This window comes from Acinetobacter sp. P1(2023) (assembly GCF_028367635.1).
Classification (GTDB): Bacteria; Pseudomonadota; Gammaproteobacteria; order Pseudomonadales; family Moraxellaceae; genus Acinetobacter; species Acinetobacter pittii_E.
The window spans coordinates 254,758-274,493 of record NZ_JAQNDD010000003.1 but is presented as its reverse complement, the minus strand read 5'-3'; the positions used below and the strand labels follow the sequence as shown (position 1 = coordinate 274,493).

The following is a 19,736-nucleotide window of genomic DNA, read 5'->3' as shown; positions in this document are numbered from 1 at the left end:
AGGTACTTCACTAATTTTAATTATTAATCAACATTAATAAAGAACTTATCACCATCTAAGACCCGTTCAGTATTGAAGAAAGATCCTAAAAGACTACCTGCTCTACGATTGTCAGATGCATCAATTTTTTTCACTGAAGCCCCTGCACCACCTTGGCCGGTAGCTGCAAATGGAAATTCATCACAATCACAGTCTGTCGCGACTTCATCTGAATCACCAGTAAAGAAGCATTTTGAACCAACCGTTGGGCCATATTTTACTTTACACATTTTCACAGATTCAGCTCGATTATCTTTACGAGTTTTAGCATCTCGTAAGCGAGTTAAAGCACTTGCACTTGAACTAGGGAAAACAGAGTTAGGTGCACCTACTATAAATTTACCAGGTTGTCCCGCTGCAAATGCTTCTTTAATGTGCTTTGCAGATTCATCTACATCAGGATTAGTGATTTTAATTGTAGTAAGAACAGGTGGTACATCTGAATATACACATCCTTTCGTATTTGCTTTGGCTTTACCGATATCACAACGTACGCTAGGGCTAAAAATACCTGGTTCGTAACTTGCGGCATCATTAAATGAAGCATTTGCTTTCACAATTTGAAAAGACACGCTTGGAGATAATGATAACGGGTTTGAGGAAGCTAACTCTGTATTAGAGGGTGTGAAAGTAGTTGTAGATTCTAAAGAGAGGCCATTTACTAAATTAATTGGGTTGCCGTAGACAGTCTTGGCTGTGCAGTTATAGCAGTACAACTCAGGTCGTACTTTTAGAGAATCGCCAGGCTTTCCTATAATTTGTGTACGTAGTTTATATTTAAAAGTCCAAGTTAATGCATTTTTTGGATTATCAGAATAAACATATGCAACTACTTTCGCAGTACCTACATTTAATCCTTTTGCATCAGTTAAAGGAATTTCAAATGGTTCTGACTCTAAACAATGGGCCCCCCTACTTATATAGCTATCTAGATCTTTTCCAACTTTTTTACAAATTGGTGATACATCCAAAGCACTAGCAGCATGACTAGTTGTTACTATGAATATTGAAGCTAAAGCTATTATATATTTAGTTATATTTAACATGAAGTTTCCAATTTTATAAATTTAAAAAATCATTCTAATAAGCCATTTTGGCTTACCAAAATGAGGGCGCATAATAGCATAATTAAAAAATAAGTAAATTTATTGATTATAATTGATACCTTACATTTACCAATTGGTATTTTTTTAAATCAGGATAAATAAAAAATAAAATATTATTCACGTAATTATTGAACAAAAAAATTTCCTAAAATCTTTTATTTAAACTATTCTATTAAGCTTTATTTCAATGTATCAAAAGAAAATTATATTCAAACTCCTAAATATCATTATTTTTAGCCACCCTATCCATAGCTTAAAAATACAAATTTACTTTTTAATTATTTTTATTTATGAAGTAACCAGCTATAGAATTTATAAAACCAATAAAAAAAGCCCTAAATCATTATAATTTAGGGCTTTTCTAAGTCATATAAAGCTATGCAAGTTTATATGATTTTAATATCTTGGTAGGTATATCCAGACTCGAACTGGAGACCTCTACGATGTCAACGTAGCGCTCTAACCAACTGAGCTATACACCTAGAATGGAAAGCATCATATTCATTTTTCAAAAGCAAAACAAGTGATTTTCAATTGAAAAAAATACAAATGAGCAGACTTTAAGCAAACTCTTTTTGACTTCCCAAGAAAGAAAAACGGTACATGGTTTAACCACATACCGTTTTGTTTAGCTGAATTTAACTCTCAACTTAACAAGGACATTTCTTCAAAGTACCGCCTGCAGATGGATAACGCGCATCGACACAATGACGATAGAAAGTCTTTGCATCCATGGGTGTTAAATCAGGATGATGAGCTTTCATGTGTTCCAGATAAGTCTGATAATCTGGCACACCCACCATCAGTCGGAAACTTTGCTGCAAACGCTGCCACAAGGTTGCAATGCGCGACCAGTTCTTTGGAGAAAGCAATAGCTCTTTTTGCGAGAGCACCGTCATTTTGATGATTTTCGCAATAATGACAGTTCCATTTTTTGCAAATTTAAAATTCATCATTACTCTCCTCGTGGGGTGACCACTTCCGGATCGGCATATACAGCTGGCGCTTCGTTTACAGTCGGTTTAGGGCTTGCTAAAGCACGGCGCACAATACCAATTGAAGCAATAATCATGACAATCGAAACAATCATAAAGAAGCCACAAAGTGCAGCGTTAATCTGATTTGACATCACAATGTTTTGCATCTCAGCAATAGTTTTGGCTGGTTTAAGAATTTCACCACGAGCAATCGCATCTGAAAATTTATTAGCTTGAGCCAAGAAACCAATCTTTGGATTTTCGTGGAAAATCTTTTGCCAGCCCGCAGTCATACAGGTTACAAATAAGAAAATTGTTGGGATGATTGTCACCCAAACATATTTTTCTTTCTTCATTTTAAACAGAATGACTGTACCCAAAATGAGTGCCATCGAAGCCAACATTTGGTTACCAACACCAAATAAAGGCCATAAGGAGTTAACGCCACCGAGTGGATCAATCACACCTTGATAGACGAAGAAGCCCCATCCACCTACAGCAACTGCCGTACCGACCAAGTTACCGAAGAATGAACCTGATGCTTTGACCGCTGGAATAACAATACCAACCGTGTCTTGCACCATAAAACGACAAGCACGAGTACCTGCATCTACAGCAGTTAAAATGAATAATGCTTCAAATAAAATCGCAAAGTGGTACCAGAACGCCATCATTTCACGGCTATTAAAAATTTCCGAAATGATGTGTGCCATACCAATCGCAAAGGTCGGCGCACCACCCGTACGTGAAAGAATTGAGCTTTCACCCACTTCTTGAGCTAACAAAGTTAGCATTTCAGGAGTAACGACAAAGCCTAAATTGCGCACAGCTTCTGCCGCAGATTCTACAGTTGTACCAAGCACAGCCGCAGGAGCATTAATCGCAAAGTACACACCTGGATCTAAGACAGTTGCACAGATCATCGCCATAATACCGACGAAAGATTCCATGAGCATGCCGCCATAACCAATTACACGAATATCCGCTTCGTTATTCACAAGTTTTGGTGTCGTACCACTTGATACAAGTGCGTGGAAGCCAGAAATAGCACCACAGGCAATGGTAATAAATAGGAATGGAAATAAACTACCTGAGAAAACAGGACCAGTACCATCAATAAAATGAGTCACTGCCGGCATTTTCAATTCAGGTAATGCAATGACAATACCGATTGCTAAACCTAAAATGACACCAATTTTAAGGAACGTTGATAGATAATCACGTGGTGCTAACAATAACCAGACAGGTAAAACTGATGCAATAAATCCATAAATGATTAAGCACCATGTGAGTTGTGTACCTGTTAAAGTGAAAAATTCACCCCAATAAGGATCTGCTGCAACATGTCCGCCATAAACAATGGCAAGCATCATTAAGACGAAGCCAATAATAGAAACTTCAGCAATACGTCCCGGGCGGATAAAACGCATGTAAACGCCCATAAATAATGCAATTGGAATCGTCGCTGCAATACTAAAAACCCCCCATGGACTATGGGCAAGTGCTTTCACCACAACTAAAGCCAGTACCGCAAGGATAATAATCATTACCCCAAGCGCACCGAGCATGACGACAATCCCGGCAAAAGAACCTAATTCCTGTTTTGCCATTTCACCAAGCGATCGACCGTCTCGACGCGTTGAAATAAATAAAACTAAAAAGTCTTGTACCGCACCCGCCAGAACCACACCGACCAGTAACCAGATCGTTCCTGGTAAAAAGCCCATTTGTGCAGCCAAAATTGGTCCAACTAACGGCCCCGCTCCTGCAATTGCAGCAAAGTGGTGACCGAAAAGCACATATTTATTGGTGGGTACATAGTCCAGACCATCGGCTAAACGATGTGCTGGGGTTAAACGTCTTGGGTTTAATTCAAATACTTTAGTTGCAATAAATAGACTATAAAATCGATATGCGATGCTATATACACATGCTGCAGCGAGTACAAGCCAAACCGCATTGACATGTTCACCACGGCTGAGTGCCAGCATCCCAAAAGAAATTGCACCTATAATTGCCACTAGGCTCCAGACCAGCTTGGAGGGAAGCGTAGATTTCGCTTGCATTGTGTCCATTCTTAACCTCTCAATAAATAACTACAGCATTTTTATATTGTTATGTACTGTTCTCTGCGTAATCCTTGTGACTCTACTCCTCCTTTAATTTTTTTCCTCTTATACTTTCGCATAAAAAAAGGGATGATTTACATCATCCCTTCGATAATAGTTTATTTTTTAACTATTATGCACGCTCTAAATACTCACCAGTACGAGTATCTACACGAACGCTTTCTTCTTGCTGAACAAATAACGGAACACGAACAACCGCACCTGTTTCAAGCTTAGCTGGTTTACCGCCACCGCCAGAAGTATCACCGCGTACGCCTGGATCAGTTTCAACAATTTTTAATACTACGAAGTTCGGCGGGTTTACTGTTAAAGGTACGCCGTTGAACAACATAATTGTACATTTTTCATTTGAATCATCTTTTAACCATTTAGCAGCATCGCCCATTGCAGTTTTGTCTGCAGCGATTTGCTCAAAAGATACAGGATCCATGAAATTCCACATTTCACCATCGTTGTATAGATAATCCATTTCAACTTCAACAATATCAGCAGCTTCTAAAGAGTCACCTGATTTGAAAGTTTTTTCTAATACTTTACCGGTTTTAAGGTTACGTAATTTTACACGGTTGAACGCTTGACCTTTACCTGGTTTTACATATTCGTTTTCCATGATTGAACATGGGTTACCATCAAGCATAACCTTAAGGCCTGCTTTGAAATCATTTGTAGAATAATAGGCCATGAAAGGCACACTCCAAACTTAACAAGTCAACTATGCGATATAATGCGTTGTTGCATTATCTTAATCGTGTCAAATGATAAACTATTTATACCAAGAGCAAAACTGGCAATCTCAACTGAGTGACCTTATTACTGATCCTTCTGAATTGCTAAGCCTACTCGAGTTATCCTCAGAACAGCTATTATCGGGTGCGATTCTGGCTTCTGAAAAGTTTAAATTGCGTGTTCCTCGCGCGTTCGTCGGAAAAATGAACGCTAAAAACCCGCTTGATCCGCTTTTGCTACAAGTATTACCTCATCATTTAGAGCTTGAAGAACATCCGGAGTTTGTCACTGACCCATTGGGCGAAGAAGCAGCAAATCAACTACCGGGTGTATTACATAAATATAAATCACGCTTTTTACTAACTTTGACAGGCGCTTGCGCCGTTCATTGTCGTTATTGCTTCCGTCGTCATTTCCCCTATCAAGAAAACTTACCGAAAAATGAAGACTGGCTAAATATTAAAAATTATATTGAAGCAAACCCGAACATCAATGAGATCATTTTAAGTGGTGGCGACCCCCTTACACTTTCTAACCGTAAATTGGCACTTTGGTTAGAACGCCTATCATCTCTCAAACAAATTAAGATTCTGAGAATTCATTCACGAGTCCCTATTGTTATTCCTAACCGGATCGACGAAGAGCTGATTTCTTTATTAAAAAACAGTAGGCTGCGTATAGTTCTGGTGGTACACTCAAATCATGCTTCTGAACTCGATGACTTCACTTGTTCAAAATTGTTGCAGTTATCTGACCATCATATTACTGTACTGAATCAGGCAGTATTGCTAAAAGGTGTGAATGATTCTGCACAGACCTTAGTCGATTTAAGTTATCGTTTATTTGAAGCTCGCGTTATGCCTTATTACTTACATGTTTTAGATAAAGTAAAAGGTGCACAACATTTTGATTTAGATTCATCTGAGATAGATGAGATCTATCGTGACGTGTTAGCGAACCTACCGGGGTATTTGGTTCCTAAACTTGTCAGGGAAATTGCGGGCGAAAAGAATAAAACACCGCTTTTTGGGGCCACAACATTTTGAGTTATATAATAAGTGATGATGAATAATGCGCTGTCAGACATTTTTCACAATCAAACCGCACTCACTCGTGAACGGTTAAGCTTTTGTGAAGCCAATATTAAAGATCTTAATGAATGGGTCACTACCCTTTCTATTATGCAACTCGGTGATACGTCAAAAGCATTATTCACAGCCATTTTAGAACTCAATGAATTAAAATGTAGTGAGACTCTACGTTTTGATCTCATACAAACGCTTCATCCAACCATTAATAATGTGCTCGCGAGCCTAGAAAAAAACTTCTTTAACCAAGGTGTTATTAGTACAGATCGTAATGAACATATTATTGAATTAGCAATGTTGCTCCGCTGCTATTTCGCCAGTATTTATTTGAATATTGCGCAAAATAGTCATGAGCAACTACAGCATCAAAAGTTTTCACTCTTTGCTTATAAGCAAAAAAAGAATTTGCAAACGGCGCGTACTCTATCGACTTTTCATGCTTTAAAGCAGTTAACGAGTCTTTTATATCAGCAGCATATGCTCTATAGCGAGCCTCTTAAAGGACAATGGTTAATTGCACATCAGCTCTATGAAACCGCTGTTCAATACAAATACCATCTGACAAATATCAATCATATTCAGGGTATCCAACACCCGTTAGCAAATATCACTCAGGCCTATGCTCAACTGATTTTGCTCGATATTTTAAATACCAACCAGATTCGTCAGTCAGAGATTCAGGCATTATTTCAATGTAGTTTTGACTGGGCAAGAATGATTCATATTTTGCCGAAAGATACCGCATTAACAAAATACGTCGTCGACCCAAATAAAGATCATCCACCTGTTTATAATACCAAGCGTAGCTCTAATTTTAATCCGAGCATTTTTATAGGTACGCAAGCCTTACTTGAGCATGTTACTGCAACCATGCATAAAAATGCTCAATATATTTCTAAGAATGAAAAGTTTTATTTAAGTCCAGCTTTAAAGTTTCATGTCCAAACGATTTTAGGAACTACAGCTCAACGTCGTCATGAACGTTATGAGTACAATGCAGAGCTACAAATTTGTTTTGGTTTAAGCACTGCTCACTTCTATCTATCAAAAGCAAAGAACTTTGAAGAAACATTACAGCTTAACCATAACTATAACTTGCAAAGCGAATCTAAAGTTTTATCTAACTTAGAGAAAAAAGAACAACAAACAAGCTCTTATCAACGCTTGAGTCGTGAGAGCAAAACCATTTATCAAACCACTGTTCTTGATATTAGTGTCAATGGATACCGTATTAAATGGTCTGGAGAAGCACCGAAAAACTTAAGAACTGGTGAATACATTTTAGTTAAAGAGACTTTGCACGGACAATGGCGCGGTGGCGTGATTCGTTGGATTAAGCAATCGACTGAAAAATCTCTAGAGTTAGGTTTAGAGATCTTGTCACAAGCCATGTTCCCTTGCGCAGTGCATATTCAAGCTGAGCGCCATACTCGCAACTATCATCCCGCACTATTACTACAAACACAAAATCTAGAAGAAATACAAAACACGCTTATTTTACCGGGCTCTCAAATTTTTAGAGAGCAACAAACAATTCATTTACGATTGGGGACAGAAGAAATCAAAGTGTATCTACTCAAAGCACAACTCATTACGCAAAGTTTTATTCAATTTCATTTCGAACTTTTGAATGAGCAGCAACAAGGCTTGCTTGATCAGTTCATGATGAAAAAGGGTAATAACTCTAGCAGCCAAGATTTATGGGAAGCACTAAAGTGAGAAACTCTTTATTATCTAAAAAGTTAAAACGTACTGAAACACGTTTACTCATTATTGATGACAACCAGCTACGTTATAACCAGATTTTAGATTTATTATTGGGGAATGATTATCAAGTTCAGGCATTATTACTTGATGATTTAAAAAGTTTTGAAAAACAGTTAAATACGCCGTGGGATGCTATTATTTTTGGTCGCGCTTATGATCTAAAAATTGAACAAACTCTCTCCCTCATTCAAGCATCTGAGCAGCCAAATTTACCTGTTTTATTATTACAACCTGAAGATTATCAACCTCAGCAATATCAGGCTTATATTCAAAAAGGCATTTATGATGTAGTTCAATTAGAACCATTAGATTATTTTTATATCACTCTTATTCGGACCTTGTCATATAGCCAGTTATTACAAACCGAACAACGTCTGACCAAGGAGTTAGAAACGATTCACTCCCGTACACAAACATTGGTCAATAACAGCCATAAAGCAGTTGCCCTTTTTCAAGAAGGCATGCATGTCAAAGCAAATACAGAATATCTCAACCTTTTTGGCTTTAAACAAGAAGATGAGATTATTGGTCTGCCTATCTTAGATGTTTTACAACCTAATGATTTAAATGTTTTTAAACAAAGATTTAAGAAAATTTCATTAGGCCAGTTCGATCAGGCACGTTTTGAAATTCAAAGCCAACATGCAGCAATTTCAGGTAATAACGCGCTAAAACTAGAGTTTATTCCTAGTCAGGAAGAAGATGCCGTACAGTTGACTATTGACTACCAACTGGATTTAACAACACCAGCAAATACCCTCTTTTCCGAAAAGAGTGATGGTGTACAAACAGCTTGGCAACAAATTAATCGACATCTATCGAGCTATCCCGCTCAGGCTAATGCATTAATTTTGTTTCACTTAAATCAGTGCCCAGAACGAGTATTTCAACAAGATTGGCAAATCCCTGCACAATATTTCAACCAGTTGCAAAGTTTCTTAAAAGAGCACGCGCAAATGCCGATTTTCAATATCGAACTTGGTGCATATATTGGAGTTTTACAAGCTGAAAACAGTAGTGTTCTTAACTCTCAACTGGTTAGTCTGCAAAGTTTGCAGAAAGAGCATTTATTAAAGATTAATGAGCTTAACTACTCGGTCCAGTTTAAGCTGAGTTATACCCCAATAACTGAACCTTTAAATGAAGATAGCTTTACAAAGTTACTTGATCAAACTCATCAGCAAGAGTTACCTCAGGCGAAATCAGAACTTGAGTTAGCACCAACGATTGATATTGTCACTGCTGAGCCTGCCAGCTCACCTATATCGCTTGATCTAAGCCTTCAACATGTTGATGCACCTCTGCAATCATCTGTATTACAGCAATTAAGGCATCAACTAGCCCGAAGTGAAATTCATTTAAAATATCAGCAGATCTACGACAAGCATGATCAAGAAACTCATAACTATGAAGTAACTAGTGGTTTTATTAGTAATGAACAATGGTATGACATAAATGACTTGGCTGAATTAAGAGAAGACAGTGAGCTTTCTATTCAACTAGACCGCTGGATTTTAGTTGAGGCGTGTAAGCAACTACATAACTTTATTACTCAGTATCCCAAAGCTAAACTGATTATCAACCTGAATATTGATATCTTGCTCAAAGATAAAACATTCCCTGAGTTGATTTCAAAACTACTCACCATTATTGGTAGCAAGCTTGAAAGCCCATTGGTTTTACAATTTTCAGAACAAGTGATTCAACCTCATCTTGCCATTGCTCAGCAACACATAACTCGCCTGCGTCAACATGGCGCAGAAATTTCGATTCGGGATTTCTCTTCTTCTATGTATAGCGAATCAATATTGGAACAACTTGATGTCCAATATTTAAAACTGCAATCGAAGAAAACAGAGCTGTTAAACTCAGATGATGGTCTAGTTCGCTTACAAGAAAAGGTTCTGAACTATTTAACTGTAAAACCAGTCGGGATTTTACTGAGTGAACTTAATGACATGAACTCATTTGCAAATGCTTGGAATGTAGAAGCTCGTTTCTTGCAAGGCCAATATTTTCAGAAAAAACTTGATCGTTTAACGGACGTACAAGACCAATAATGGGCTGGTACGCTAAAAACAAAAAACGGGCATAAAGCCCGTTTTTTGTTTCGTGTCGCAGTATTAACGCTTGATAGAGCGAGACATACCAGCAAAACGTTGTTTGAATTTGTCGATACGACCACCAGTGTCTACATTCTTTTGCTTACCAGTGTAGAATGGGTGGCAAGCTGAACATACGTCAAGGTAGATAGTTTCTTTACCTAAAGCAGAACGAGTTTCGATTACGTTACCGCAAGAACAAGTTGCAACTAATTTTTCATATTTTGGGTGAATATCGGCGCGCATCGTCGATTACTCCTAATTGGAAGAAAGGCTTAAGCTGTCATCGCAATTGATCACTCTCAACTTCAGTTGAGGACAGGCTCAAAATGAGCAGATCAACACCACAACAGACCATTCTTTTGGCCCACCGAAACCTCTAGGGTTAGAGCTAAGCACAACAAGTGGGCAACATTATACGTCAAATAATTTCTTTTTGCGAATTAATCTTTCGATTTAGCCCAGTAATTTGCGATCACCCCACACACCATTAATTGGATTTGGTGAAAGATCATAATAGGTAACACAATCATACCTAAAGGCTGACCAATAAATAAAATTTGCGCCATCGGAACACCACTTGCCAAAGTCTTTTTTGAACTACAAAAGAAAACCGTGACTTGATCTGCTCGGTTAAACCCTAAAGCACGCGGTAAGTAAAGTGCTAATAGCATAATGACCGTTAAAAGCACTGAACATGCAATTGTGAGAATGAGTAAAGTTTTCCAGCTCACTTGATGCCAAAGCCCTGCAACCACGGCCCCACTAAATGCACCATACACCACCATCAAAATTGAACCTTGATCGAATGCTTTAACAATACTTGGAACTTTTGCCATATAAGGGAAGATATAAGGACGTAATAATTGACCTAAAATAAATGGTACTAACAGTAATAATGTAATTTGTATAATTGAAGCTGTTGGATCGAACCCATGTTGGCTTTGACCTAAAATAAAAAAGCTCACCAATACTGGTGTAATAAACATACCAATCAAATTGGAAAAAGATGCACTACACACCGCTCCAGCCACATTCCCTTTTGCCACTGATGTAAATGCAATAGAAGATTGAACTGTAGAGGGCAAAAAGCACATAAACAAAAAACCCCAGTACAACTGCTGACCTAATAGAGGTAACAGAATGGGCTTAGCCAATAAACCAATTACTGGAAAAATAAAGAAAGTAAATGCAAAGACAAGTACATGCATTTTCCAATGCAAAATGCCTTCAATCACCGCCTCTCGTGATAGTTTCGCACCATGTAAAAAGAATAAAATTGCAATCGCGACTGTGGTCAGTGTATTGAAATATTGTGCTGCTTGACCACTGACTGGAAAGAATGTTGCGAGTAGTACCATTCCAACCAATAAAATTGTAAATCGATCAAGCGCCAATAACTTCAGCATAGCCATATCCTATGATTATTTTAGATAAATAAAAAACCCAGTTGATAAATTGACCATTTGGTCAAGCCTTCATCATACTGGGCTAAAAAAATAAAGCTAGACTTTTAAGAACTAAATCTTAAAGCATCACAGTCAATTTTTAGTTATTTGTCGCATTAGCATCTTGTTGAATCAATTCGACTTTATAGCCGTCCGGATCTTCAACAAATGCGATCACCGTAACACCACCTTTCATTGGACCCGCTTCACGCACAACTTTGCCACCGCGTGCTTTAATTTCTTCACATGCTTTGTAAGCATCGTCAACACCAATGGCAATATGACCATAAGCATTGCCTAAATCATAACTTGATGTATCCCAGTTATGGGTAAGCTCAAGCACGGTATTGGTTTCTTCATCGCCATAGCCAACAAATGCCAGTGTAAAGCGCCCTTCTTCATAATCACGCTTACGAAGTAACTTCATCCCTAATACTTCGGTATAGAACTTTAAAGATTGTTCTAGATTGCCTACTCGCAACATTGTATGAAGCATTCGCATATATTTATCTCCTAAGAAACTTTCATTTTGATGATTGATTAGCTAATAACTTACCTACCCAAATCACGAGTAATAAAATTGGTAATCCCATCAAAAATGTAGCCGTAAAAAAGCCTGAATAACCGATATGATTCACTATTGTACCTGAGTATCCACCAATCGTTTTTGGTAACAACAGCATTAGCGAGCTAAAAATAGCATATTGCATGGCAGTAAATGACACACTAGTTAAACTAGAAAGAAATGCAATAAAAACTGCCCCAGCTAATCCAGAGGCTAAGTTATCAAATATGATGCCCATTACTAGCCAAACTTTGCTATAAGGAACAACTACTTTTCCTTTCAACTCGATATCAACATTTTTATCAATCGGAATCGCTGGAATATCAGATAAACTCATACGATAACGAGGTTGATTCTCTTCTAGTTGTTTTTGATAAGAATGGATTAGAGTTAAAGTATGCAGTTGCTTATTATCTTCATAATTTGCCTCTACTCGTATTGCATTAATTTTAGCAAGTTCATTTCCGGGAATAATAACGCTCCAATCATTACCCTTAATCTTTCCTTCTATTTTATTTTGTGAATTTAATAAAATACTAACTGATTTTAGTTCGCTATTTTTAGGTAGATTCAATAAGTTACCATGAATAATTACATCCTTCTTTAACTCATCTTTATATAAAAGATCATCTCCACCAATTGCTTGAATATAAATATCTGGTTGTGATTCTGATTTAAATAATTTTAATGGAAGAGTTACCTTTAAAGGTTCAGCATACCCTACCGGCTGAGAATTAATTGAAATTTTATTCTGAATTGTTGTTAGTGTATTACTTGGGAATTTTAGTGACCAATTTCCCACTTCATCAGGGCTTGTAGTATAAGTTTGATCCCCTATATGGACTTGAACATTTTGCATAGTAGCGCCAGATTTAACTAATCCAACAAAAATCAAGTTGGTAGTGCTTGCTAAAATTGCTCCTAACAACATCATTTTCATTACGTTATAGCGTTGCGCTAACATTCCTCCGAGAAAACCACCTAATATCACAAAGAAGATTGCAAAAAACTTATTAAACCAAGCAATTTCCTCTTTATCAAAATTTAAGTCTAAATAGAATAAATTAGCCATTACACCAGCAACGACATCTGAAATACGATAAAAACCTATTAGCAATAAAATTGCTAAAGCAACTTTTAATCCATATCGCTTAAAAAAATCTAGTAAAGGTGACAACCATGTTTCTACAACAATTTTTTTATTAATTAGGCCAAATTTAATTAACCCCAAAATTACAATAACTGCAATTGATATACTAATTAAAAATTTAATGACTAAAAGTAGAAAGTTTAAAAAAGCATCTTCGATAGAAAACGAATCAAAAATTAAACCAATTTGGTAAAAGCTAAACCCAAAAACTATGGTTGAAATAACAAAAACCGAGAATAACTGAAAATAGTCTTTAGCTTGATAGTGATGTTGGATACGTTTAACTTCAGGCTCATGAATAAATAATGTTGTAATTATTCCTATACCCATGAGGCCTGCCATTAATAAATATGTAGTTCGCCAAGCTTCATATATATAATTGCCAACAGCTGTACCTAGTGAAGCTGCAAATAATAACGCACCTAATTGTGTAATAATTGTAGCAGTACGATATCCAGCATTATACGTTGAAGCTAAGACAGTTTGTACATTAGGATCTTCAGTTAATTCAATACGATAAGCATCAACAATAATATCTTGAGTAGCTGAAGAGAAGCCAAGGAAAATAGCAGCTCCTGCCATAATAGTCAGATTTGAAAAAGAGCCGAAATCAGAAGTATTGGGTAGTGGGTTTGTAAATGCCATTAAACAAATTGCACAGATAACTAAAATTTGTGCAACTAATAGCCAACTACGTCTTAATCCCATTTTTCTTGTTAAATAAGGAAGTGGTAATTTATCTATCAAGGGTGCCCAAATAAACTTAAACGAATAAGCCAAAGCTGCCCAAGAGAACATCGTGATAGTACTTCTGTTAATTCCAGCTTCAGTCAACCAAAATGATAAGGTTGAAAAAATTAGAAATATGGGAATTCCTGAGGAAAAGCCTAAAAACAACATAATAATTGCTCGGCGATCCAAGAAGGCCATAAAAGAACTTCTCCACCCTTTTGATTCAGCACTCATTCGTTTTTTATTTTCCATAAATTATAAATGTGCCTATTCAAACTCTTCTTACAATTGCTTTCAAGATTCTTTATGCAATCAATTTTGTTTTGGCGATAAAAACGGCAAGTTTGCTTGATATTTTATGCTAAACCTGTATACCTTTAAGCTTCAACCTTCGTTTTCTTTTGCTGGATATCAACAGTGACACAAAAACTTGATCAAGTGACTATCTCAACTTTATCACTCGCTAAAACAAACACCACAAACGTCACAGTAAATGCATTTCCTTCAGCTTTTGAGCAACCTGATATAAAAATGACCTTAGATAAAACAGCCTTAAAACCCGAACAACTAACACATATTCCAGATTTTGAAAAAATTCCAGCTTCAACCAAACGCATCAAACCGCTTAATAACTTTTTAGGTCAAGATCGTGCTAAAGCATCTGTAGAGGCAGGAATTTCTTTGCCCTATTCAGGCTATAACATATTTGCTGTAGGAACTGCCGGTTTAGGCAAACGTACCATGATTAAACGTTTACTACAGCAACACGCCAAAACGATGCCAACACCTGATGACTGGGTGTATGTCTATAATTTTAAACAAGCACGTCAACCGATTGCGCTGCGTTTTCCAGCGGGTCAAGGTACAAAGTTTCAACAAGCACTTCATCAAGCTTGGCAAATTATTTTAAAACAGCTTGAACGCCGTTTTAGCGCCGAGACTTATCATAATCGTATTGAACGAATTCGTCAGGAAACTGGAGATGAACAGCAAGAAGCGCTTGTCGAGTTAACCAAAGAAGGTGAAGAGCTCGACTTAAAACTCATCTCTCGCAATGAAAAGCATGGCTTTGTACCTGTGCAGTTAAAAGATGATCAGGTTCAAGAGCTCACCCAAACAGAAATTGATGCACTTAATAGTAAGCAACGTGCCGAAATTGCAGCCAATATCCGCTACATGGATAAAAAGCTGGAACGTCTTGGCTTACATTTAGGTGATTTAGAAGATGATGCTCGCGACAAAGTATCTGTTTTAAATCGCGATATTGCAACACAAGTCGTTATGCCAAGAATGGACCTTATTTTAAATAAATATGGTCAGGTTAAAGGGCTTGAAGATTATTTAAAACAATATGCTCAAGATATTATTGAGAATGTTGAACTGATTTTAGAACAAGATGAAGATGACTTTGCGCCTTCAATGTTCAATCGTGTACCTGCGCGTTATCAAGCCAATGTAATTGTAGCGAACAAGCCAAACAGTGGCGCTCCTGTTATTTTTGAAGACTTTCCAACGCATTATAATTTGCTAGGTCATGTTGAACAGCTCACTCATAACGGCACAATTACCACAGATTTCACCTTAATTCGTCCTGGTTCTTTGCATCAAGCTAATGGTGGCTTTTTAATGCTGGAGGCGGAGCAGTTATTAGAGCAACCTTATGCGTGGCAAGGTTTAAAACGCGCTCTTAAATCTGGGCAACTTAGATTGTCTTCACTCGAACACATGCTCACCTTAACAGGCAGTATTTCGATTGAACCAGCGGCAATCCCACTCGACATTAAAGTGATTTTAATGGCTGAGCCTGAAATTTATTATGAAATTTTGGAGCTAGAACCAGAGCTTGGCAGTGTCTTTAAAATTCGTGCAGATTTTACCGATACCCTGCAACGTAACGAAACCAATGAACAAGCTTATATGCAGTTGATTGCTGACTACGTGCAAGCCGATAAATTATTACCGTTTGATCGTAGTGCTTTGGCTGCTCTATTAACTGATTCTAGCCGACAAGCAGAAGATCAAAGCTCATTATCATTGCATGCTTCTACTTTGGGTGATCTCATTCGAGAAGCACATCACCATGCGTTTAAAGCTGATGATAAGATCGTTACTGAACAACATATCAACCTAGCGCTACAACATCGACAATATCGCTTAGGCTATTTAAGAGAGCTTTACTGGCAGGATCTTTCTCGTGGCACTCAATTAATCGAGACTTCAGGTTACCGTCTAGGTCAGATCAATGCCCTCTCCGTTATTCATTATGCAGATGTTGAATTTGGTTTACCTTCACGTTTGACGGCATCTGTTTATCAAGGTGGCGGTGATATTCTTGATATTGAGCGTAGTGTAGAGCTCGGTGGTTCACTGCATGCCAAAGGTGTGTTGCTGATGTCTAGCTTCTTAAAAGCTCACTTTGGTCGTGAACAAATTTTGCACTTCTCTGCTGCCCTCGCATTTGAACAAAGCTACGGCCAAGTCGATGGTGATAGCGCAACTGTAGCTGAGCTTTCAGCATTGATTTCTGCAATTAGCCAGTTACCAATTGATCAATCTTGGGCAATTACTGGATCAATGAACCAGTTAGGACAAGTTCAGCCAATTGGTGGTGTAAATGCAAAGATTGAAGGCTTCTATGATGCTTGTAAATTACAAGGGCTAACGGGTAAGCAAGGTGTCATTATTCCTCGTCAAAACATGCAGCATTTAATGTTACGCCAAGATGTAATCGATGCTGTTCGAAACGGCCAATTCCATATTCATGCGATTGACACGATTGATCAGGCACTTGAAATCTTAATGGCTCGCCCAGTAGGTACACTTGATAAAAAAGGTAAATACAGCAAACACTCAATTTATGCGGCTGTAATGGAACAACTTGAGTACTGGCAAGCAATCGAAGATGGTGCTGAAGTTGAAGAGGAACCAAAAAAGAAAAAGAAAAATAAGAAAAAAATCAAGAAGCATGAAGAGCTTACGGCGGAAGATCTGCCGCAAGAAAGTGTAGAGGAAGTTGCAACCTTAAAACAAAAGTAATAAAAAAGGGCCTGTAATAAATAGGCCCTTTTACTTTTAGTCTTAGAAAATTAGCGGACGATTTGGATCGCTCGCCCTCCTGCTAACTGACTAAAATATTGTTTAAGTGCTTCAACACAGCGCTGAATTTTCATGGGTTGTTGATCATGCTTGGCAACTTCTGCATATAACGTAAAAGTTGGCAATTTCCAATCAGGCATGAGTTCAATCAAAGAACCATTTTTTAACTCTTTTTGAGCATCTAAATATAAAATTCGTGCAATACCATGGCCTTGCTGACATAACGCTTTTGCAACTTGTAAATTATTGCTCTGCAAACGGCTTTGCATTTCAACATTAAGCGTTTCACCCGTTTTTACATGTTGAAAATGGAAATTATGTGATTCATTCATCACATTAATCGACAACAGCTCGTGATCTCTTAAATCATGAGGGTGCACAATTGGACTCGATTGATTTAAATAACTTGGAGAAGCTACTAAAATTTGATCGACAAAAGCCATTGGAATGACAGAGCTACTTTCTTCTACTGGAGTAGAACTCATGCGTACTGCAATATCAATTCGCTCTTCAATTAAGTCGATATAACGATGCCCAACTTCAAAATGCACAGATAAACCGCGATGAGCTGACATCCAGTGAGATAATGCAGGAATGAGGTGTTGAACTGCTAAATCAGGAGTTGTTGCGATACGCAAATCCCCAATTAAGTCATCCCTCAATTCATTAATTCTGATTTTTCCCCTTTCAGCAGCTGCCAACATTTCTTGACAGCTTGAAAAAAAAGCCTGTCCGGCTTCTGTCAAACTAAGTTTACGAGTGGAGCGGTGTAATAGAATTACGTCCATTTCATGCTCAAGGGAGCGAATCTGCTGGCTCACCGCACTTGTTGTAATTCCTAATTCACGTGCCGCACCACTGAATGAACTTTTTTCAACCACACAAGCAAAAACACCCATCGCACGAAGCTGATCTAACATAGGTTTCCTCAAATCTAATTCTAAATTTATAAAAAAATGCTTATTGTTGTAATGAAAGCAACCAATTATATTATACGAGGAAACCTAAGTTTTATGCATTAGCTATTTTGGTAAAAGATTTATAGGATTAATTGGTTTTCCATCCAGACGGATCTGGAACTCAAGCATGACCTGAGATGCCCCAGTAGAACCCATTTCGGCAATTTTTTGTCCAGCAGTTACATTGTCACCGCTTTTCACCAACATCTTGCTATTGTGAGCATAGGCACTGATATAACCATCAATATGCTTAATTAAAACCAGATTACCATATTCTTTTAAGCCATCCGCTGCGTAGACAACTTGACCATCCGCTGCGGCATAAATAGGATCGCCCTGATTTCCACCATAACGGATTCCTTTGACATTATTTGCCAAATTAAAGCCTTGAATCACTGGTCCATTGGTCGGTTTTATCCAGCGTAAGCTAGAATTTGGTGCAACTGAAGTCACTGTCGTATTTGTTGACGGTGCGGTCGTTGTAGGCGGAGTTACTGGGGTGACAGGTTGTGTAGTTGGTAAAGCAATCGTTTGACGCTTGATTTGCTCAGGCTGCGCCATAACTTGTGTAGATACCGTTCTTGGTGAAGAACCTTTCTTCAAACGCAAAGACTGATTAACATAAATACGATATGGTGGAGCAATATCATTCATTTCGGCAATACTGATATAGTCCAGACCATAACGCATTGCGATACCACTTAAAGTATCACCTGAACGAACTGTGTAATAGTTAGGGGCCATTGCATAGCGAGAACTATTATTAATTTGTGGTTTAGAAGCACATCCCGCCATAACCGCAGTAAAGCCTACTGCTATAGACAACATCATAATTTTCATTATTTTGTCTTTTTGGATATGCACTCTGCTTTGTTGCCCAATTAAATGCATTGATCTCCCTCACTAAATGCTACAAATCATTTCGGCTAAGAGTACCAAAAAAGTAAGAGGAAACACGTTCCTCTTTTTCTTTATTCACAAAGTTATAACATTTGAAGCAGATTATTGACTCAAACTGAGCTGTAAATCTTCTAAAACGGCGTAATTTGTTGCATCCATTTGAATCGGTGTAACACTTACATAACCATTTGCAACCGCAAAAAAATCAGATTGAATTTGACTTGAAACACGCTGCGGATCTGTAACTGCCTCACCTGCTAAACCAATCCAGTAAACTTGACGGCCTCGTGGATCGACGTGACTGGTAATTGGTTTAGATTGAGCACGACGTCCTTGATACGTAATCTGTGCTCCTTTTAACTGCGGCACATCAGGAATATTGACATTAAAGATATGTCTTGGCGGCAAAGCTGGTAAACCGCTTGCGATAAAATCATGTACCCACTGCGCTGCCTGAGCATAATCTTCTTTATTGTTATAGGCACGCACATCAGGACCTGCTAAAGATACGGCAATTGCGGGTTGTTTCATTAAACGGCCTTCAAATGCAGCCCCTACCGTTCCTGAATATAAAACGTCATCACCCAAGTTTGCGCCACTATTGATTCCGCTTACGACCAAATCGAACTCAAAATCAAACAAACCATTCATGGATAAATAAACACAATCTGCTGGTGTACCGTTTACTGCCCAGACATCCTCGGCAATTTGAATTGGGCGTAATGGTCGATCCAATGTTAATGCACTTGAGAAACCACTTCTTTCACTTTCCGGTGCAACCACAACCACGCGTCCAAGTGGTCTTAATGCTTCAGCTAAAGCCTGTATACCTGGCGCAAAAACACCGTCATCATTCGCAATTAAAATATTCACTAAAATCTTTCTCTACAAATAAACCTAAAGGTTTTCACAATTGAATTATTTGTTGAATTATATATATTTATGCCTCCAT

Annotated in this window: 15 protein-coding genes and 1 tRNA gene; 4 read left to right on the top strand and 12 right to left on the bottom strand. The window is 37.8% G+C overall.

Annotated features, from left to right (window positions below):
- Positions 1-23: 23 nt before the first annotated feature.
- From POD11_RS06355 to efp, 5 genes are all read right to left on the bottom strand, one after another.
- Positions 24-1,085, bottom strand: coding sequence for a NucA/NucB deoxyribonuclease domain-containing protein (locus POD11_RS06355; protein WP_262456719.1), 1,062 nt, complete (start codon positions 1,083-1,085; stop codon positions 24-26).
- Between the two features lie 465 nt (positions 1,086-1,550).
- Positions 1,551-1,627 (bottom strand) — tRNA-Val (locus POD11_RS06350).
- 168 nt (positions 1,628-1,795) lie between these two features.
- The gene (locus tag POD11_RS06345) at positions 1,796-2,101 is read right to left on the bottom strand and encodes a YbdD/YjiX family protein (protein WP_016140379.1); all 306 of its coding nucleotides are present in this window, start codon (positions 2,099-2,101) and stop codon (positions 1,796-1,798) included.
- A complete protein-coding gene (locus POD11_RS06340; RefSeq protein ID WP_016140378.1) occupies positions 2,101-4,197 on the bottom strand; it encodes a carbon starvation CstA family protein in 2,097 nt (698 codons plus the stop codon). Before POD11_RS06340 ends, POD11_RS06345 begins: the two co-directional genes overlap by 1 nt.
- Before the next feature lie 166 nt (positions 4,198-4,363).
- Positions 4,364-4,933 carry an elongation factor P gene (gene efp, locus POD11_RS06335; RefSeq protein WP_016140377.1) on the bottom strand — a complete coding sequence of 190 codons (570 nt, stop codon included), beginning with the start codon at positions 4,931-4,933 and terminating at the stop codon, positions 4,364-4,366.
- A 73-nt stretch (positions 4,934-5,006) separates the two neighbouring features.
- Between efp and epmB the strand changes: the two genes are divergently transcribed.
- From epmB to POD11_RS06320, 3 genes are read left to right on the top strand one after another with little or no spacing between them, the layout of a single operon-like run.
- Positions 5,007-6,023 (top strand): EF-P beta-lysylation protein EpmB, encoded by a 1,017-nt coding sequence (gene epmB, locus POD11_RS06330; RefSeq protein ID WP_262456718.1) that lies wholly within the window; start codon positions 5,007-5,009, stop codon positions 6,021-6,023.
- A gap of 15 nt (positions 6,024-6,038) precedes the next feature.
- Positions 6,039-7,784: a GTPase gene (locus POD11_RS06325; protein ID WP_262456781.1), complete on the top strand. Its 1,746-nt coding sequence runs from the start codon at positions 6,039-6,041 to the stop codon at positions 7,782-7,784.
- The gene (locus POD11_RS06320; protein WP_262456717.1) at positions 7,781-9,892 is read left to right on the top strand and encodes an EAL domain-containing protein; all 2,112 of its coding nucleotides are present in this window, start codon (positions 7,781-7,783) and stop codon (positions 9,890-9,892) included. Before POD11_RS06325 ends, POD11_RS06320 begins: the two co-directional genes overlap by 4 nt.
- A gap of 63 nt (positions 9,893-9,955) precedes the next feature.
- Here the strand turns inward: POD11_RS06320 and rpmE are convergent, their stop codons facing one another.
- The 4 genes from rpmE to POD11_RS06300 all read right to left on the bottom strand — a co-directional run bounded on the left by rpmE (position 9,956) and on the right by POD11_RS06300 (position 14,081).
- Positions 9,956-10,180 (bottom strand): 50S ribosomal protein L31, encoded by a 225-nt coding sequence (gene rpmE / locus POD11_RS06315; protein ID WP_001200845.1) that lies wholly within the window; start codon positions 10,178-10,180, stop codon positions 9,956-9,958.
- Positions 10,181-10,377: 197 nt separating this feature from the next.
- Complete coding sequence (locus POD11_RS06310; RefSeq protein WP_079284103.1) at positions 10,378-11,349, bottom strand: bile acid:sodium symporter family protein; 972 nt, start codon at positions 11,347-11,349, stop codon at positions 10,378-10,380.
- Between the two features lie 133 nt (positions 11,350-11,482).
- Positions 11,483-11,884 carry a lactoylglutathione lyase gene (gene gloA, locus POD11_RS06305; RefSeq protein ID WP_005067992.1) on the bottom strand — a complete coding sequence of 134 codons (402 nt, stop codon included), beginning with the start codon at positions 11,882-11,884 and terminating at the stop codon, positions 11,483-11,485.
- 22 nt (positions 11,885-11,906) lie between these two features.
- On the bottom strand, positions 11,907-14,081 hold the full coding sequence (locus tag POD11_RS06300) for an AmpG family muropeptide MFS transporter (protein WP_262456716.1): 2,175 nt from the start codon (positions 14,079-14,081) through the stop codon (positions 11,907-11,909).
- A gap of 165 nt (positions 14,082-14,246) precedes the next feature.
- Between POD11_RS06300 and POD11_RS06295 the strand changes: the two genes are divergently transcribed.
- Complete coding sequence (locus POD11_RS06295) at positions 14,247-16,865, top strand: Lon protease family protein (protein ID WP_262456715.1); 2,619 nt, start codon at positions 14,247-14,249, stop codon at positions 16,863-16,865.
- A gap of 50 nt (positions 16,866-16,915) precedes the next feature.
- Here POD11_RS06295 and POD11_RS06290 read toward each other — a convergent pair whose 3' ends face one another.
- The 3 genes from POD11_RS06290 to surE form a co-directional block, all read right to left on the bottom strand.
- Complete coding sequence (locus POD11_RS06290; RefSeq protein WP_016140370.1) at positions 16,916-17,845, bottom strand: LysR family transcriptional regulator; 930 nt, start codon at positions 17,843-17,845, stop codon at positions 16,916-16,918.
- 102 nt (positions 17,846-17,947) lie between these two features.
- Positions 17,948-18,775 (bottom strand): peptidoglycan DD-metalloendopeptidase family protein, encoded by an 828-nt coding sequence (locus POD11_RS06285; RefSeq protein WP_262456714.1) that lies wholly within the window; start codon positions 18,773-18,775, stop codon positions 17,948-17,950.
- A 111-nt stretch (positions 18,776-18,886) separates the two neighbouring features.
- Positions 18,887-19,657 carry a 5'/3'-nucleotidase SurE gene (gene surE / locus POD11_RS06280; protein ID WP_224991444.1) on the bottom strand — a complete coding sequence of 257 codons (771 nt, stop codon included), beginning with the start codon at positions 19,655-19,657 and terminating at the stop codon, positions 18,887-18,889.
- Positions 19,658-19,736: the final 79 nt, after the last annotated feature.

Excerpts from the sequence above, each read along its gene's own strand:
- rpmE (WP_001200845.1), bottom strand. The coding sequence starts at position 10,180 with ATGCGCGCCGATATTCACCCAAAATATGAAAAATTAGTTGCAACTTGT.
- POD11_RS06340 (WP_016140378.1), bottom strand. The coding sequence starts at position 4,197 with ATGGACACAATGCAAGCGAAATCTACGCTTCCCTCCAAGCTGGTCTGG.
- POD11_RS06355 (WP_262456719.1), bottom strand. The coding sequence starts at position 1,085 with ATGTTAAATATAACTAAATATATAATAGCTTTAGCTTCAATATTCATA.
- efp (WP_016140377.1), bottom strand. The coding sequence starts at position 4,933 with ATGGCCTATTATTCTACAAATGATTTCAAAGCAGGCCTTAAGGTTATG.
- gloA (WP_005067992.1), bottom strand. The coding sequence starts at position 11,884 with ATGCGAATGCTTCATACAATGTTGCGAGTAGGCAATCTAGAACAATCT.
- POD11_RS06345 (WP_016140379.1), bottom strand. The coding sequence starts at position 2,101 with ATGATGAATTTTAAATTTGCAAAAAATGGAACTGTCATTATTGCGAAA.
- POD11_RS06290 (WP_016140370.1), bottom strand. The coding sequence starts at position 17,845 with ATGTTAGATCAGCTTCGTGCGATGGGTGTTTTTGCTTGTGTGGTTGAA.
- epmB (WP_262456718.1), top strand. The coding sequence starts at position 5,007 with ATGATAAACTATTTATACCAAGAGCAAAACTGGCAATCTCAACTGAGT.
- POD11_RS06310 (WP_079284103.1), bottom strand. The coding sequence starts at position 11,349 with ATGGCTATGCTGAAGTTATTGGCGCTTGATCGATTTACAATTTTATTG.
- POD11_RS06285 (WP_262456714.1), bottom strand. The coding sequence starts at position 18,775 with ATGCATTTAATTGGGCAACAAAGCAGAGTGCATATCCAAAAAGACAAA.
- POD11_RS06325 (WP_262456781.1), top strand. The coding sequence starts at position 6,039 with ATGATGAATAATGCGCTGTCAGACATTTTTCACAATCAAACCGCACTC.
- POD11_RS06300 (WP_262456716.1), bottom strand. The coding sequence starts at position 14,081 with ATGGAAAATAAAAAACGAATGAGTGCTGAATCAAAAGGGTGGAGAAGT.